The organism is Lysinibacillus sp. A1 (genome assembly GCF_000801965.1).
Taxonomy (GTDB): Bacteria; Bacillota; Bacilli; order Bacillales_A; family Planococcaceae; genus Lysinibacillus; species Lysinibacillus fusiformis.
Window position 1 is genome coordinate 1 of the sequence record NZ_JSZM01000014.1, and the last position, 14,666, is coordinate 14,666.

A 14,666-nucleotide genomic window follows, 5' to 3' on the forward strand; every position below is an offset into this window, starting at 1 on the left:
GAGTAGGACGTCGCTAGGCACTAGAAAGACCAGAGAATCTTTTCTCTGGTCTTTTTTCGTTTTCAACAGAAAAAATTAAAGCTGTCTCTAGAGCAAGACAGCTAATATATTTAAAACTCAAGCGCACTTCTCAAGTTATTGATATATGATTGACTCACTGGTAACTCACTACCATCCATTAATGTAATAATAAAGTTTGATGTCAAATCACGCGCCATTTTTTTTATGAAATAAATATTTACGATATAGGATCTATGAATACGAATAAAGTATGATGGTAATCTTATTTGAAGTTCTTTAAGGGTAATGTTCGTTTTAAATTGTTCGCGCTCTACATAAAACCATGTCTTTTTTTGAAGACTTTCAATATGTGATACTTTATTAATGGCTACAGGATTCCATTCTTCATCTTGTTTTCCTGTTATAAACTCAAATGGTTCTGTCTTTTTAGTAGTGAAAGTAGATGGCAGTATAACTACTAGAGCAGCTGGTTCATCCTGAATGAGTATCGGATAGCCGATACCGTAAAAGGGTGTATCGCATGACAAATTATCTAAAATTGTTTCTGTTTTTTTCTGTGTGCGCAAGACTTGATCGGCAATACTTCCAGGTAACACTTGTTGATTCCTTTCTAAATGGATACTTGGATGCCCTGGTTGAATAAAGATATAAGAATTATCAACAGCAATTGCAATGGATGAATCAGTAGGAATCCAATCGCTCAACATTGAAATATATTGTTCTGAAATATCTTTTGCACAAGATTTTAACTCATTGTTCATTGTGAATATCCCCCTTGTTTGTAAATAACCATCCAAATTTCATCGCAAAAAAGAGTAGCTTTGTCATGAAAATTTGGTCTTTTATCAAAAAATAATGAAAATTCAAATACTCTGTTATATATTAATTTACAACAAATAAACCTGTTATGGAACAGTGATTTAAAAGTTTTTTAACAGAGTATATTGTATACAAAGGGGAAGGTGGAATTTCAATATGTCAACTCGTCAAGAAAGAATCGGAGCTTTAGAGAAACAATGGGCTGAAAACCCTCGCTGGGCTGGTATTGAACGCACATATTCGGCTGAAGAGGTTATTAAACTACAAGGTACTGTAGTAATTGAACAAACCTTGGCAAAAAAAGGCGCTACTCGACTATGGAATTCATTACATGAGGAGCCGTTTATTAATGCATTGGGGGCATTAACGGGGAATCAGGCGGTACAGCAAGTTAAAGCTGGACTCAAAGCTATCTATCTATCAGGCTGGCAAGTAGCTGCGGATGCAAACCTTTCAGGTCAAATGTATCCAGATCAATCACTATACCCAGCTAATTCTGTACCAGCAGTAGTTAAACGAATTAATCAAGCACTTCAACGTGCAGATCAAATTGATTATGCTGAAGGACGTGTCGATCAATTTGACTGGTTTGCTCCAATTGTAGCAGATGCAGAGGCAGGTTTCGGAGGACCTCTTAATGTATTTGAGCTTGTTAAAGGCATGGTGGAAGCAGGGGCAGCTGGTGTTCACCTTGAAGATCAGTTAGCTTCAGAGAAGAAATGTGGTCATCTAGGTGGTAAAGTTTTACTTCCAACACAAAACGCTGTTCGTAATTTAGTAGCTGCGAGATTAGCCGCTGACGTTATGGGTGTTGATACAATTCTAATCGCTCGTACAGATGCTGATGCTGCAGATATGGTTACTTCAGATATCGACCCACGTGATGCAGAGTTTATTACTGGTGAACGTACTCCTGAAGGTTTCTTCCGTACAAAGGCTGGCATCAAACAAGCAATTGCTCGGGGCTTAGCTTACGCACCATACGCTGATTTAATTTGGTGTGAAACTTCTAAACCATCTCTTGAGGAAGCTCGTGAATTTGCAGAAGCTATTCATGCAGAATTCCCAGGTAAAATGCTTGCATACAACTGTTCACCTTCATTTAACTGGAAAGCAAATCTTTCAGAAGAGGAAATTGCAGAGTATCAGCGTGAGCTTGGTAAGCTAGGTTATAAATTCCAGTTTGTTACTTTAGCAGGATTCCATGCATTAAACCACTCTATGTTTGAGTTGGCACATGATTATAAAGATAATGGTATGGCTGCATATTCTAAGCTACAGCAAGCTGAGTTTGCTTCGGAATCTAAAGGCTATACAGCGACACGACATCAACGTGAGGTAGGTACTGGATACTTTGATGAAATTTCTCAAGTTATTTCCGGTGGTACTTCTTCAACAACGGCAATGGCCGGATCGACAGAAACTGAACAGTTCGTATAAAAAATTCGTGTTTTCCTAAATTCATAATCATAGAGTAGTCTCCTCCGCTTCTCCTAAAGCGGAGGAAGACAAAACTAAAATCGCAAAGGTGGGTAAACAACTAATGAAACAAGCAACGACAGGTAAGCTTAAAATTGTTGGAGAACAAAATGAGCATACAAATGAAATTTTAACGCCTGAAGCTCTTGAGTTTGTTCTTGCCCTGCACGAGAAATTTGATGCTCGCCGTAAAGAGTTATTGAATGCTCGTCAGAAACGCCAAAAGCGTCTAGATGCTGGAGAGAAACTAGATTTCTTACCTGAAACAAAGCATATTCGTGAAGGTGATTGGTCAATTGCACCTCTTCCACAAGATTTGCAGGATCGGCGTGTTGAAATTACAGGGCCGGTTGACCGTAAAATGGTTATTAATGCGTTAAACTCTGGAGCAAAGATGTTTATGGCTTGCTTTGAGGATGCTTCTTCTCCAACATGGGAAAATATGATTGGTGGTCAAATTAATATGCGTGATGCTATTAATAAGACGATTGAGTTTACACAAGCATCCAATGGAAAAACGTATAAACTAAATGCTGAAACAGCCGTGTTACTAGTTCGTCCTAGAGGCTTACACCTGCTTGAAAAGCATGTACTTGTTCATGATGAACCGATTTCTGGAAGTTTCTTCGACTTTGGTTTGTATCTATTCCATAATGCAAAAAATGCACTGGCAAAAGGAACGGGGCCGTACTTTTATCTGCCGAAGCTTGAAAGCCATTTAGAGGCTCGTCTATGGAATGATGTCTTTGTATTTGCCCAAGATTATATTGGCATTCCACAGGGCACTATAAAAGCTACTGTATTGATCGAAACCATTTTGGCGGCATTTGAAATGGATGAAATTTTGTATGAGCTACGTGAACATTCAGCTGGTCTGAATTGTGGACGTTGGGACTATATTTTTAGTTATATTAAACGCCTTCGTAATCAAGCGGATGTTATTTTACCAGACCGAGGTCAAGTTACAATGACCGTCCCATTCATGAAGGCTTATACATCTTTATGTATTCAAACTTGTCATAAGCGGAACGCACCAGCAATGGGTGGGATGGCTGCACAAATTCCTATTAAAAATGACGATGAAGCGAATGCGGTGGCATTTGCAAAGGTTGCTGAAGATAAGCGACGTGAAGCAACAGAGGGGCATGATGGTACTTGGGTAGCGCACCCAGGTATGGTGGCAACAGCAATGGAGCAATTTGATGCCATTATGACGACCCCCAACCAAATTCATAAAAAGCGTGAGGATGTACAAGTTACTGCAGATGATTTAGTAGCTGTACCTGAGGGCACAATTACCCTTGAGGGACTTCGTGTTAACTGTAGTGTTGGTGTACAATATATTGCTTCATGGCTTCGTGGTAATGGTGCTGCACCAATTAACAATTTAATGGAGGATGCTGCGACAGCAGAGATCTCTCGTACACAAGTGTGGCAGTGGGTTCGACATCCAAAAGGTATTTTAGATGATGGGCGCGGCATTACATTAGCGTTTGTCCTTGAAATTCTGGAAGAAGAGCTTGTCAAAATTAAGGAGGCTGTTGGGGAACAAGCCTATAACAGTGGTCGCTTTGAAGAAGCCGCTGAACTGTTTAAATCCTTAATTGAGCAAGATGAATTCGCGGAATTCTTGACACTTCCAGGCTATGAAAAATTAGCGTAAATGAAAATCTACTAAAAACATATTCAGCTTTCCTACAAAATAAAATATAACGGGGTCTGTTCCCCCGTTACTAATGAGATGAGCACAATTGTATTAAAGGGGTCTACTTATAAAAGTAATTTAGAGGGAAAAGATGTCCTACGAGCTTAGATGGGGAGCTTATAAGACATCTTTTTTTATTAATCCGCGTAACTGTTCTTCCAGGCTACGCGGATTTTTCTATCTTAATTGACTATGGCTAGGACAAAGCCATCATAGCCTTTGACGCCAACCGTCTGTATAGCTGTTGCTTCAATACGGGGTTCCTCTTTTAGCAGATCTATAAATTGCTGTACGCCGCTAACACGTTCGTCCATACTATTTATATCTGTGACAGCACCATTCCGCACTACATTATCCGCAATAATAACGGCACCTGAATTCGCTAGCCTTACTGCCCACTTTAAATATTCAGGATTATTTGGCTTATCTGCATCAATAAAAATGACATCAAAAAATTGCCCCCTTTTTTTCAAGTCTGGCAATGTATCCAACGCTGGACCGATGATAATTTCAATCTTTTCCTCTAAGCCTGCATGTCGTATATTTTTGCGAGCGACAGAGGCATAGTCTTCATTAATTTCTAAAGTCACTACTTTGCCTTCTTTTGAAAGAGCTTGAGCTAAGCATATACTGCTATACCCACCAAGTGTGCCAATCTCTAATACATTAACGGCTCCTTTTAATTTAGTTAGTAAATACAAAAATCTCCCTTGGGTTGGAGATACATCAATTTCAGGTATACCTGCAGCTTTATTTGCCAGTAGTGCAGCGGTAAGACAGCTGTTATCTGGTAGAAGCTTATCTGTAAAATAATTATCTACATTATGCCAAACATGTAACTCTGTCATCGTACAGCCCTCATTTCTATGTCGTTTAAAAAGTGCAAGCTTGCATATAGAGTGTATGATAAAATGAATCATAAAAAAAATATATTATAATTATTCATATATAACTAAATGTTATGGATAGGAGAAAATGATGAATATTCATGGCTTAAAATTGTTTTATCATGTTGCTACGACTGGTAGTTTCACAAAAGCGGCAGAATTACTATGTATAAGCCAGCCTGCTGTTTCGAGCCAAATTAAACGATTTGAGCATGAACTAGGTGTGCAACTTTTTCAGCAGCAGGGGCGAGGGGTCGTACTTACGGAGTTTGGCATAGCTCTAGCGGAGAAAGCTCAACATTTGATGGCCCTTGAACAGCATATAGAAACATTTGTAGAAGAGTATCGCCTTGCCAAAGCAGGGGATTTACATATAGTAGCTACTTACCTACCAGCCAATTTTTTAATTCCTAAATGGGCAGCTATTTTTAAGGCAGCCAATGAACATGTAAATTTAATGATTACAACTACGAATACCAAGGATGCCTTTGAGCAACTAATACACTATAAAGCCGACCTTGCCATTTATGGCGGAGGAATTTCTGAGAGACCTAAAGAAATATGGTGGGAGGAATTATATGAGGATGAATTATGGTTTGTGGTGTCACCCCATCATAGGTATGCTCATCAAACTATTACATTAATTGAAATGTTTCAGGAGCCATTTATTATGAGAGAGAAAGGGAGCTCGATGAGAGAGCATCTTTTTTCCTTATGTCAAACGTACCAAGTAGAGCCACCAAAAATTGCGTTACAATTTAATGGGATCAATGAATCAATACGTTCTGTTATAGCTGGATATGGTGCCAATTTTATTTCATCCCTGGCAGTTAGAGAATATGTCGAGAGTGGGCAATTGGCAAGGGTCTATATAAAAGATATACATCCCGTTAAACATAAAATTTCCATTTGTACGAGAAAAAATGAAAAGCAAAATTTGCTGGTGCAAAATTTTATCGAGACGATTAAGCGCTCACTATAAATAGTTTGTCCTTCATGTACATTTAAAAAATATTTGTTATACTAAACATATAACAAATATGGAGCTGATAAACATGTTTATTCAAATAGAGCCGCAATCTGACGTTCCCATCTATGAGCAGGTGACACGTCAAATCATTGAAGGGATAGCAAGAGGCGATATGAAGCAAGGAGAGACCTTGCCATCTGTTCGGAGTTTAGCTGCTGATTTAGGCGTTAATATGCATACTGTAAATAAAAGCTATCATGAATTAGAGGCTAAAGGCATAATAGCTATACGCGCGAAATCAGGAGCCGTTATATGTTCAACAGAGGAGAGGGCTTTGACGCCAGAACAACTACGACAAATTGAAAAGAATTTAAAGCCTGTTGTGGCAGAAGGTATGGTGCTCGGCGCAACAGTAGAACAAATTGAGCACATGATGAAAAAGGTGTTCGCAGACTTGCATATTCCAGCAGAGGGAGTGTAGCAAAATGCTACTTGGTGTTTTTATATCTATTTACATCATGACATTAGTTTTACAAATGATCGTTCCTTTTATCGTACGTGAGACTATTGTTTTTGGGGTCACTGTGCCAGATCAACATATTAAGCATCCTGCCCTAGCTGATGTTAAAAAACGTTACGCCCAAATAGTCGGAGGCACTGGCGTGGTGTTTTTAATTGTTATGATTATTAGTTACAACTTGCTTACTTCTGAATCCATTCAAGGCATGTTTTTACTCGGTTGTTTATGGAGCCTGCTTACAGTGAGTATGGGGCTATACTGGGTATATCACCAAAAGATATCAGCCTTAAAAAGGCAGGAGCAGTGGGGCGTAAATCTAAAACAGGTACGTGCAGTCGATCTTACAGCAAGAAGCCGTGATGAGATGCTGCCTTGGTCATTCTTTGCTGTGCCCTTAGTGATATCAGGATTTTTAATTATTTATACAATCCTTCATTACGATCAAATGCCAGCTAATATAGCTGTACATTGGGGACCGAGTGGAGAGGCAGATGCTTGGAAAAGTAAGACGTATTTAACAGCCATTTCATTGCCTCTTATTATGCTAATGATGCAATTTATGATGTGGGGCATTACTGATTCGATAAAGCGTTCTGCCATTAAAATAGCAGTAAATCGCAAGGAGGAATCGCTAGAGGATCAGCTAAAAACTCGAAAATTTATGAGCTGGCAAATTTTATTAGTAAGCTATGCTATAACAGTGTTATTAACGGTACTACAACTTAGTAATATTTATCCTGCCATGACTGTAGGCTATAAGCTATTACCGCTATTTGTTTTATTTTTAGTTGTTGTAGTCGGTTCTCTTTTAATTTATGTTGTGAAAAAGCGCAAATATAGAGTTCGCTATGAAAAAAATATTGATTCACAGGTCATGGATGTGGATGAAGATCGTTATTGGAAGGGCGGCTTAATTTATATAAATCGCCAGGATCCTTCCATTTTTGTAGAGAAACGTTTTGGGGTAGGGTGGACGATGAACCTTGCCAATCCAAGAGGATATATTGTCATTGGGTTACCTTTTCTCTTATTGCTGTTGATTTCTATATTTTCGTTATAAAATAATAAGGATCTATGATGAAAAATTCGTTCCAAGTGAGCGAATTTTTTTCATATTGACTGGAGGTAAGCAGATGAAAATTCTTGTTGTCGATGACGATGTGCATATTTTACAGCTAGTAAATATTTATTTAACAAAAGAGGGCTATCAAGTGTTACGTGCGGAAAATGCTCAGCAGGCACTAGCATTACTTAACGAGAATCTACCCGATTTAGCAGTCGTAGATGTGATGATGCCAGGGATGGATGGATTCACACTGACCGAGACTTTAACACAAGATTATGATATCCCTGTTTTATTATTAACAGCAAAGGGCGAGCTTGAAGATAAAGAGCGAGGCTTTTTAGCAGGCTCAGATGATTATGTTGTGAAGCCCTTTGAGCCAAAGGAATTATTATTTCGTATAGCCGCTATCTTGCGGAGATTGGATAAGAAAAATCAAATAACCATCCAAGTGGGCCATCTAGTAATCGATCGTCGTAGCTTCGAGGTTATTATTGGAGAAGAGACACTTATCTTACCTTTAAAGGAATTTGAATTGCTGGCGTTATTGGCATCACGTCCTAACCAGGTATTTACAAGGAGCTATATAATGGAGCAAGTATGGGGCTATGACTATGATGGAGACGAGCAAACATTGAATACGCATGTGAAGCGGGTTCGAGAAAGATTAAATCGTTTTGATACGGCTGTTGAAATCATCACGGTACGAGGCGTTGGCTATAAGCTAGAGGCAACGTCATGAAGACTTTATATAGTAAATTTGTAATGACCACATTGCTAGTGATGATTGGGAGCTTGTGTATTGGTTTTTTAGCGACGAATACATATTATCATCAAGTCGTAAAAGAAAAAAATGATACAAAAAACGTTGTCATCGCACAGGGGATTGCGCAATATATTGAGACTGCAAAGCCAGAGGATTTAAATAATTATTTCATGACACTTGGCGAAATTGGCTATCAAATATATGTAACCGCTGGCGAGGAAGGGCACTTTTTTGGTGGCGATTATCGGGATAAGAATTTATCAGAATCCGTTGTAAAGCATGTTTTAAATGGTGAGGTCTATCATGGGATGCGAGATTTCCCAAAAGAAACGTTTGTAACAGGCTTTTTTGCAAATGAGTTAATTAATACAATTGGTGTGCCATTTACGTATGAAAATAAATCCTATGCATTGTTCGTAAGACCGGATATTCGCTTATTGTTTTCGGAGGTACATACATTGCTTGGTGGATTAATGCTCGTCATGATAGTGCTCAGTTTACTTGCCATGCTACTATTTGCTAAGGCACTAATTCGTCCCATTACAAAGCTAACAGCTGCAACTCAACAGCTTGCACATGAAAAGTTTGATACTGTTTTGGATATTGACCGTAATGATGAATTAGGCCAATTAGCTACTAGTTTTAATATAATGACAGAAAAATTACAGGAGAATGATCGCGTACGAAAGGAATTCATAAGTAATGTATCGCATGATTTTCAATCCCCCTTATTAAATATTCAAGGATATGTTGACTTACTAAAAAATCCTTTGCTGAAGGAAAAGGAAAGACGGGAGTACGCAGCCATTATCGAATTGGAAACAAAACGCTTATCAACTTTAACGAAGCAGTTATTGTTATTAACATCGCTTGATCAATCGACACGAATAGTCAAACGTGAGCGTTACCGATTAGATGAACAGCTAAAGGAAAGCGTACGAAAATATCGCTGGCAAATGGAAGAGGCTCAGCTCCAAATCACTTACAAAATGGAGCAAGTTATTTTTAATGGGGATGCAGGGCTTCTACAAAATGTGTGGGACAACTTGCTGACAAATGCGATTAAGTACAATGTGGAGGGAGGTCAAATACATCTAGATTTACAGCAAAAACCTGCTTCGCTTGCAATACTTGTTGAGGATAATGGAATAGGTATGACTGCAGATCAATTAGCAAAAGTTTATGACCGTTTTTATCGAGCAGACACTTCTAGAACGAAGCAAGGGACAGGATTGGGACTAGCAATTGTCAAGCAAATCGTAGAGCTACATGGAGGCACTGTCCTTATAGAAAGCGCAGTCAATGCGGGGACAAAGGTATATATAGATCTCCCCATTTTGTCATGAGGAGTTCATGTAAAGTTCATGTTCTCCCGGTAAACTGCTACTTAGTTGAAACAAACTAAGGGGGAGTTTTCGTATGGAACAGAAGTGGAGCATACGCCTTATTCGATTGGCTGCCATTTTTGCTTTAATTGGAACCTATCTAGGTTCACATATGTCCGGTTCAGGTAGTTACGAATATAGACCGATACATGCACATATTTTACTTGTTGGTTGGCTGAGTATGTTTGCGTGGGGTATTTTTTATAGAGCTTTTAAAGTCAAATCACAAAAATTAGTGAATATACATGGTTGGACAGCTATTCTTGGTGTTTTTGGCTTAACATTAGGGATGTGGTTTTACAATATCAATCCATTTAATTTTGGTAGCACCTTTACTTTAGTGTTCTTTATTGTAGGTGGAACTACGTTATTAATTAGCTTTGCTTTGTTCATTGTAGTAACATTTATGATTAAACAACAGGAAGATATGAAAAATTAGAAAAACCTACCGTGTTACATAAGCTCGTGACGCGGTAGGTTTTCATGTTATTGGATATCTTGAAGTGATTTTTTCAGCCATTTTGTGGCTTCTTGATAATCTTGGGCAACACCCTGCCCTTTTTTATAGATCAGACCGAGTTGGAATTGTGCCTTCTGATGCCCCTGATTCGCAGCCAATCGATAGAGCTGGGCTGCTTTAGCAAAATCCTTTGGAACGCCTTGCCCATGACTGTGCATTTGTGCTAATTGGTATTGTGCTTTTATATGTCCTTGAGCCGCAGCTTGCTCAATCCATTTGGCAGCTTCAGTATAATCCTGAATAACACCCTTGCCTTTATCAAATAAATTTCCGAGCTGGTATTGAGCACCCGCATGCCCTTGAATCGCAGCTAATCGATAGCAGCGACGTGCCTCTTCAAGATCCACAGAAACCCCTAATCCTTGCTCATATAATAGGCCTAATTGATACTCAGCCTGAATATGAGACTGATCAGTTGCAGCTCTCCACCATTGCACGGCTTCTGGATAATTAACAGGAACACCAGCTCCTGAAGTTAATAAAAGTCCGAGCTCATATTGAGCATCCACATAACCCTTTTCAGCTGCAGCCTTTAGATAGGGCAGAGCTTTATCTGGTTGTTGAAGTTGATAAACATATAGACGCCCAAGCTCGAAGCCAGCACTAATATGTCCTTCTTTAGCAGCTAGGAGTAGCCATTTCTCAGCTAATACGATATCCTGTTCTTTTTCATAGAGAAGACCAAGGTAATATTGTGCATGTAAATGTCCTTTATGTGCCGCTAGCTTAAACCACTTCAAAGCCTCAATAGGGTCCTTGTCTATTCCTTGGCCAGTATTGTAGAGCATGGCAATTTGAAATTCTGCATTCATATGGTCTTGTAAAGCGGCCATGTGCAACCATTTAGCTGCCTCTGCAAAATTTTGTGGAATGCCACGACCTTTCAAATGCATATAGCCTAGATTATATTGCGCACTTGCATCTCCGGCTAAGGCGGCCATTTCAAAATAAGTGCTGGCCATCACATAACTTTGCTCTACACCTGTCCCATTATGATAAAGGAATCCTAAATTGTTTTGTGCACTGGTATTCCCTTGATCCGCGGCTAAGGTGTACCATTTGGCTGCCTCATTGAAATCTTGTGATATACCCAACCCTTGATTATAAAGCACACCCAGATTATACTGAGCATCTGCATTTCCTAAATCAGCCGCTATTTGGTAGTGATGAGCGGCCTCCCCATAATTTTGTTCCGTACCTTGTCCTAGATGAAAGAGGACACCGAGACTATAGTGTGCATTGGGATCGTTTTGAGCTGCGGCTCGTTCATACCACATTTTCGCAAGCGTATAATCCTTTTTAACGCCTTGCCCATGGTTGTAAAGTGCCCCTAAATTATATTGAGCACTTGCATCACCATTTTGTGCCGCAATTTCGAACCAATCAGCTGCATGTTTATAAGCATCTGTTGAATGGTCCTGCTGATATAGGTTGTTTTCCGACAAGAAAATTTTCTCATCAGCGACATTCGATTTAAAGCTACGATCATAGCGCTTCATAAACCATTCAACAATATCAGTTATATAATCAAGAACAATTTTGGCCGCCTTTGCCTCCACAAGTTCATTACTAGTATGGCTTGTCATTTTATAGACGAGATTCATTAATAGGAAAATTCGACGAGGATGAATCTGGGCTGTAAAACTACGATTATTTAACAGCATGCGAACATTTTTTAATTTGGGCGTAGTATGCATTTCCAATTGATAAACCTCAAATAAAATCTCCTCTAATACGAGCAGTGATTTTTGTAAAGAAACTAGAGGGTTTGAAATGGCGAAAAAACTAGCTTCCTGTAAATTTTTAGCTAATGTTGCGAAGGAAAATTGCCTTAACTTATGACATTGTTCTTCAAGAATTTCATAATGTACGACGATAGTACTCACCCTCTTTCGTGGTATTCTCTTTTTTCATATATCGGAGAAATATCGATATTATTGATATGTTTTCATGGGATTCATCAGTTGAATTGTTGCTGTTACATGATACTATTTGATATAAGGGGAATTCATCAATATGAAGAGCCTGACAGCCTATAGGTGGAGGATAGACATGAAAAATATTGCAGCTATTATTCCAGCATATAATCCGCAACAATCACTCATTACCTATGTACATCAATTACTAGCAACGACCATTACACAAATTATTATTGTCAATGATGGAAGTGATCAGAAATATAAAGGAATTTTTGACGACCTAAAAAAAATTGAAGGTTGCCAAGTCCTTCAGCATCGAGACAATATTGGAAAAGGTGGTGCCCTAAAAACAGCCTTTACATATATACGAGAGCAAAAAAGAATATTTCATGGGGTACTCACAGTAGGGGCACATGGTCAGCATACATTACAAGATGTAAAGCTTGTTTTAACGATGACGAAGGTCTTTTCAGAAGGTATTGTGCTAGGCGTGCGAAACTTCCATTCGGTCGATAGTACCTTTCTTTCGTATTGGGGAAATCGTGCAACAAGTCTCTTATTTGAACTGCTCTATCACCGGAAATTGATGGATACTCAAACGGGTTTACGCTATATTTCGATGAATGAATTACCATGGCTAATGAAGGTAAAAGGTGAACATTATGATTATGATACAAATATGCTAATCGCTGCACTTAAACGAAAGTGCCCTATTTTCGAGATAGAGATTGGGCAATTACGAATAAAAAAGAACTCCATTATTCAGTATGATGAAATAACAAATGCAGGCTCCATTATAACGAGAATGCTTATGAATTATTTACGACCAAGAAAACAATGATAATTAAGGTTTAAAATTGAAATAAAGAGCTAGGATAAAGGATAACAATTACTCAATAGAACGTAGCGAGTATAGAAAGAAGGAGCATGTTTATGGAATATTCAGATCAAGTAAAAAATCGTGTGAAACGGATGGAAGGTCAGCTACGTGGTATTTTGAAGATGATGGAGGAGGAAAAAGACTGTAAGGCAGTGATTACGCAGCTATCAGCCGTCCGCTCGGCAGTAGACCGAACAGTTGGTGTGATTGTTAGTACAAATTTATTGGAATGTGTGCAAAATGCGGAGGGGGATGGCGAAAAGATGAATGAGGCCATTCAGGAAGCGGTTAACTTAGTAGTAAAAAGTCGTTAATTGTCGTAAAACTCACTGGAATGTAGTGAGTTTTATTTTTTTACAATTTAATAGTTATAATCGACGCCTATATTCAAATTTTAGGTAATTTATAGTATAAGGATTATTTTATTTTTTTAGTTGAAAGTCTTAGTTGGGGCGCTTGTCTCATAGCCTAGTAGTCACTTTCTTTGTTATGCTAACTAATAATGATAGCGTAAAAGGGAAGGTGATCGTGTTATGAAGAAATGGTTATTATGTGGCGCTACTTTACTTATGTTAAGTCCGACTGCGGCTTATGCACAACATGAGGAAACTAAGTCTGTAATAAATCCTGTTGTAGCAAATTCAACAGTCACAACTTGGGAGCAGTTTACAAAAGAACTAATAAAGAAAATTAATAGTTTTGAAACGGATATTAACATTACATATACTGGGCCGATGGATGATTTCAAAAAAGAGATTATGGCTGCTTTTGATCAAGCTAAAAAGCAGGCTGTATACGCAAGCGGACATATGGAAAGCACAACAATTTCCGCAGATTCTTTAGGGAACGTATCCTATAAAATAAAGTACCTGACAAATCAAACACAAGAAGCAGCTGTACAAAAAAAGATGGGTCAAGTATTGAAAAATATTATAAAACCTACTATGACTGAATTCGATAAAGTAAAAGCTATTAATGATTATATTGTATCGAATACTAGTTATGGTACTAAAACAAAGGCAAGTCCCCATAGTGCCTATGCTTTGCTATTTGAAGGACAAGCTGTTTGCCAAGGTTATGCCTTAGCTGCACAGGCAATGTTATCACAGAGTGGAATTGAAACAAAATATGTGGTGGGATTTGTAAATGGAAATGAAGCCCATGCTTGGAACTTGGTAAAGGTAGATGGTAAATGGTATCATTTGGATACAACATGGAATGATCCACTACCAAATCGCATTGGTGCTTCATCATATGATTACTTTTTAGTGACGGATGAAGTACTTAAGAAGGATCATTCTTGGATTCAGGCAGATTACCCTGCTGCCACAAGCACTAAATATAGCTTTATGCGCAATGTTCATTTTGCGTATCCATTAAATAATGTCGTCTATTTTAGTAATACGGCTGATCACGATAAATTATATAAGCTAGAAATGGCAACTGGTAAAAAAACAAAAGTGTTGGATAAACGAGCGTTGTATATTACTGGAGTGGGCCAAAATCTATATTATAGTGATTATAGCAACAGCGGTTATTTAACAAAGTTAAATCTGAAAACTTTAAAGGCTGAAGTGTTGGTCAAACAGCCAGTAACGAATCTAAAGATTAGTGACAATTATCTAATCTATAACATGAATGCCAAAGAGCATAAACTTACATTAAGTCAATAAACAATTATTAACAGGCATAAAAGGACTCTGAACGGGTTCTTTGTGCTTGTTTTTGTATA

Annotated in this window: 14 protein-coding genes; 11 read left to right on the plus strand and 3 right to left on the minus strand. The window is 38.3% G+C overall.

Annotated elements, in window-relative coordinates; all coding sequences use genetic code 11:
* Positions 1–110 precede the first annotated feature (110 nt).
* Positions 111–782 (minus strand): LytTR family DNA-binding domain-containing protein, encoded by a 672-nt coding sequence (locus PI85_RS12970; RefSeq protein WP_036122093.1) that lies wholly within the window; start codon positions 780–782, stop codon positions 111–113.
* Between the two features lie 214 nt (positions 783–996).
* Between PI85_RS12970 and aceA the strand changes: the two genes are divergently transcribed.
* Both aceA and aceB read left to right on the plus strand, forming a co-directional pair.
* Positions 997–2,280, plus strand: coding sequence for an isocitrate lyase (aceA, locus tag PI85_RS12975; RefSeq protein WP_036122096.1), 1,284 nt, complete (start codon positions 997–999; stop codon positions 2,278–2,280).
* Between the two features lie 103 nt (positions 2,281–2,383).
* Positions 2,384–3,982 (plus strand): malate synthase A, encoded by a 1,599-nt coding sequence (aceB, locus tag PI85_RS12980; RefSeq protein ID WP_036122101.1) that lies wholly within the window; start codon positions 2,384–2,386, stop codon positions 3,980–3,982.
* A gap of 224 nt (positions 3,983–4,206) precedes the next feature.
* Here aceB and PI85_RS12985 read toward each other — a convergent pair whose 3' ends face one another.
* A complete protein-coding gene (locus PI85_RS12985) occupies positions 4,207–4,872 on the minus strand; it encodes an O-methyltransferase (RefSeq protein ID WP_036122102.1) in 666 nt (221 codons plus the stop codon).
* 130 nt (positions 4,873–5,002) lie between these two features.
* On the opposite strand from PI85_RS12985, the gene PI85_RS12990 reads away from it, so the two are divergent.
* From PI85_RS12990 to PI85_RS13015, 6 genes are all read left to right on the plus strand, one after another.
* The gene (locus PI85_RS12990) at positions 5,003–5,893 is read left to right on the plus strand and encodes a LysR family transcriptional regulator (protein ID WP_036122103.1); all 891 of its coding nucleotides are present in this window, start codon (positions 5,003–5,005) and stop codon (positions 5,891–5,893) included.
* 73 nt (positions 5,894–5,966) lie between these two features.
* The gene (locus PI85_RS12995; protein ID WP_036122104.1) at positions 5,967–6,362 is read left to right on the plus strand and encodes a GntR family transcriptional regulator; all 396 of its coding nucleotides are present in this window, start codon (positions 5,967–5,969) and stop codon (positions 6,360–6,362) included.
* 4 nt (positions 6,363–6,366) lie between these two features.
* A complete protein-coding gene (locus tag PI85_RS13000) occupies positions 6,367–7,461 on the plus strand; it encodes a DUF1648 domain-containing protein (protein WP_036122105.1) in 1,095 nt (364 codons plus the stop codon).
* A 73-nt stretch (positions 7,462–7,534) separates the two neighbouring features.
* Positions 7,535–8,206 carry a response regulator transcription factor gene (locus PI85_RS13005; RefSeq protein ID WP_036122106.1) on the plus strand — a complete coding sequence of 224 codons (672 nt, stop codon included), beginning with the start codon at positions 7,535–7,537 and terminating at the stop codon, positions 8,204–8,206.
* Positions 8,203–9,576, plus strand: a complete 1,374-nt coding sequence (locus PI85_RS13010) for a HAMP domain-containing sensor histidine kinase (RefSeq protein ID WP_036122108.1) — start codon at positions 8,203–8,205, stop codon at positions 9,574–9,576. The genes PI85_RS13005 and PI85_RS13010 overlap by 4 nt, the downstream gene beginning before the upstream one ends.
* A 73-nt stretch (positions 9,577–9,649) precedes the next feature.
* Entirely contained in the window at positions 9,650–10,054 is a 405-nt protein-coding gene (locus PI85_RS13015; RefSeq protein ID WP_025116855.1) for a hypothetical protein, read from the plus strand.
* A 47-nt stretch (positions 10,055–10,101) separates the two neighbouring features.
* Here PI85_RS13015 and PI85_RS13020 read toward each other — a convergent pair whose 3' ends face one another.
* A complete protein-coding gene (locus tag PI85_RS13020; RefSeq protein ID WP_233301935.1) occupies positions 10,102–12,021 on the minus strand; it encodes an SEL1-like repeat protein in 1,920 nt (639 codons plus the stop codon).
* A 166-nt stretch (positions 12,022–12,187) separates the two neighbouring features.
* Between PI85_RS13020 and PI85_RS13025 the strand changes: the two genes are divergently transcribed.
* The 3 genes from PI85_RS13025 to PI85_RS13035 all read left to right on the plus strand — a co-directional run bounded on the left by PI85_RS13025 (position 12,188) and on the right by PI85_RS13035 (position 14,607).
* On the plus strand, positions 12,188–12,895 hold the full coding sequence (locus PI85_RS13025) for a glycosyltransferase (RefSeq protein WP_036122112.1): 708 nt from the start codon (positions 12,188–12,190) through the stop codon (positions 12,893–12,895).
* A gap of 92 nt (positions 12,896–12,987) precedes the next feature.
* Positions 12,988–13,248, plus strand: coding sequence for a metal-sensitive transcriptional regulator (locus PI85_RS13030; RefSeq protein ID WP_004233098.1), 261 nt, complete (start codon positions 12,988–12,990; stop codon positions 13,246–13,248).
* Positions 13,249–13,467: 219 nt separating this feature from the next.
* Complete coding sequence (locus PI85_RS13035) at positions 13,468–14,607, plus strand: transglutaminase domain-containing protein (protein WP_036122115.1); 1,140 nt, start codon at positions 13,468–13,470, stop codon at positions 14,605–14,607.
* Positions 14,608–14,666: the final 59 nt, after the last annotated feature.

Excerpts from the sequence above, each read along its gene's own strand:
- PI85_RS12970 (WP_036122093.1), bottom strand. The coding sequence starts at position 782 with ATGAACAATGAGTTAAAATCTTGTGCAAAAGATATTTCAGAACAATAT.
- PI85_RS12995 (WP_036122104.1), top strand. The coding sequence starts at position 5,967 with ATGTTTATTCAAATAGAGCCGCAATCTGACGTTCCCATCTATGAGCAG.
- aceA (WP_036122096.1), top strand. The coding sequence starts at position 997 with ATGTCAACTCGTCAAGAAAGAATCGGAGCTTTAGAGAAACAATGGGCT.
- aceB (WP_036122101.1), top strand. The coding sequence starts at position 2,384 with ATGAAACAAGCAACGACAGGTAAGCTTAAAATTGTTGGAGAACAAAAT.
- PI85_RS12990 (WP_036122103.1), top strand. The coding sequence starts at position 5,003 with ATGAATATTCATGGCTTAAAATTGTTTTATCATGTTGCTACGACTGGT.
- PI85_RS13035 (WP_036122115.1), top strand. The coding sequence starts at position 13,468 with ATGAAGAAATGGTTATTATGTGGCGCTACTTTACTTATGTTAAGTCCG.
- PI85_RS12985 (WP_036122102.1), bottom strand. The coding sequence starts at position 4,872 with ATGACAGAGTTACATGTTTGGCATAATGTAGATAATTATTTTACAGAT.
- PI85_RS13010 (WP_036122108.1), top strand. The coding sequence starts at position 8,203 with ATGAAGACTTTATATAGTAAATTTGTAATGACCACATTGCTAGTGATG.
- PI85_RS13030 (WP_004233098.1), top strand. The coding sequence starts at position 12,988 with ATGGAATATTCAGATCAAGTAAAAAATCGTGTGAAACGGATGGAAGGT.
- PI85_RS13005 (WP_036122106.1), top strand. The coding sequence starts at position 7,535 with ATGAAAATTCTTGTTGTCGATGACGATGTGCATATTTTACAGCTAGTA.
- PI85_RS13025 (WP_036122112.1), top strand. The coding sequence starts at position 12,188 with ATGAAAAATATTGCAGCTATTATTCCAGCATATAATCCGCAACAATCA.
- PI85_RS13000 (WP_036122105.1), top strand. The coding sequence starts at position 6,367 with ATGCTACTTGGTGTTTTTATATCTATTTACATCATGACATTAGTTTTA.
- PI85_RS13015 (WP_025116855.1), top strand. The coding sequence starts at position 9,650 with ATGGAACAGAAGTGGAGCATACGCCTTATTCGATTGGCTGCCATTTTT.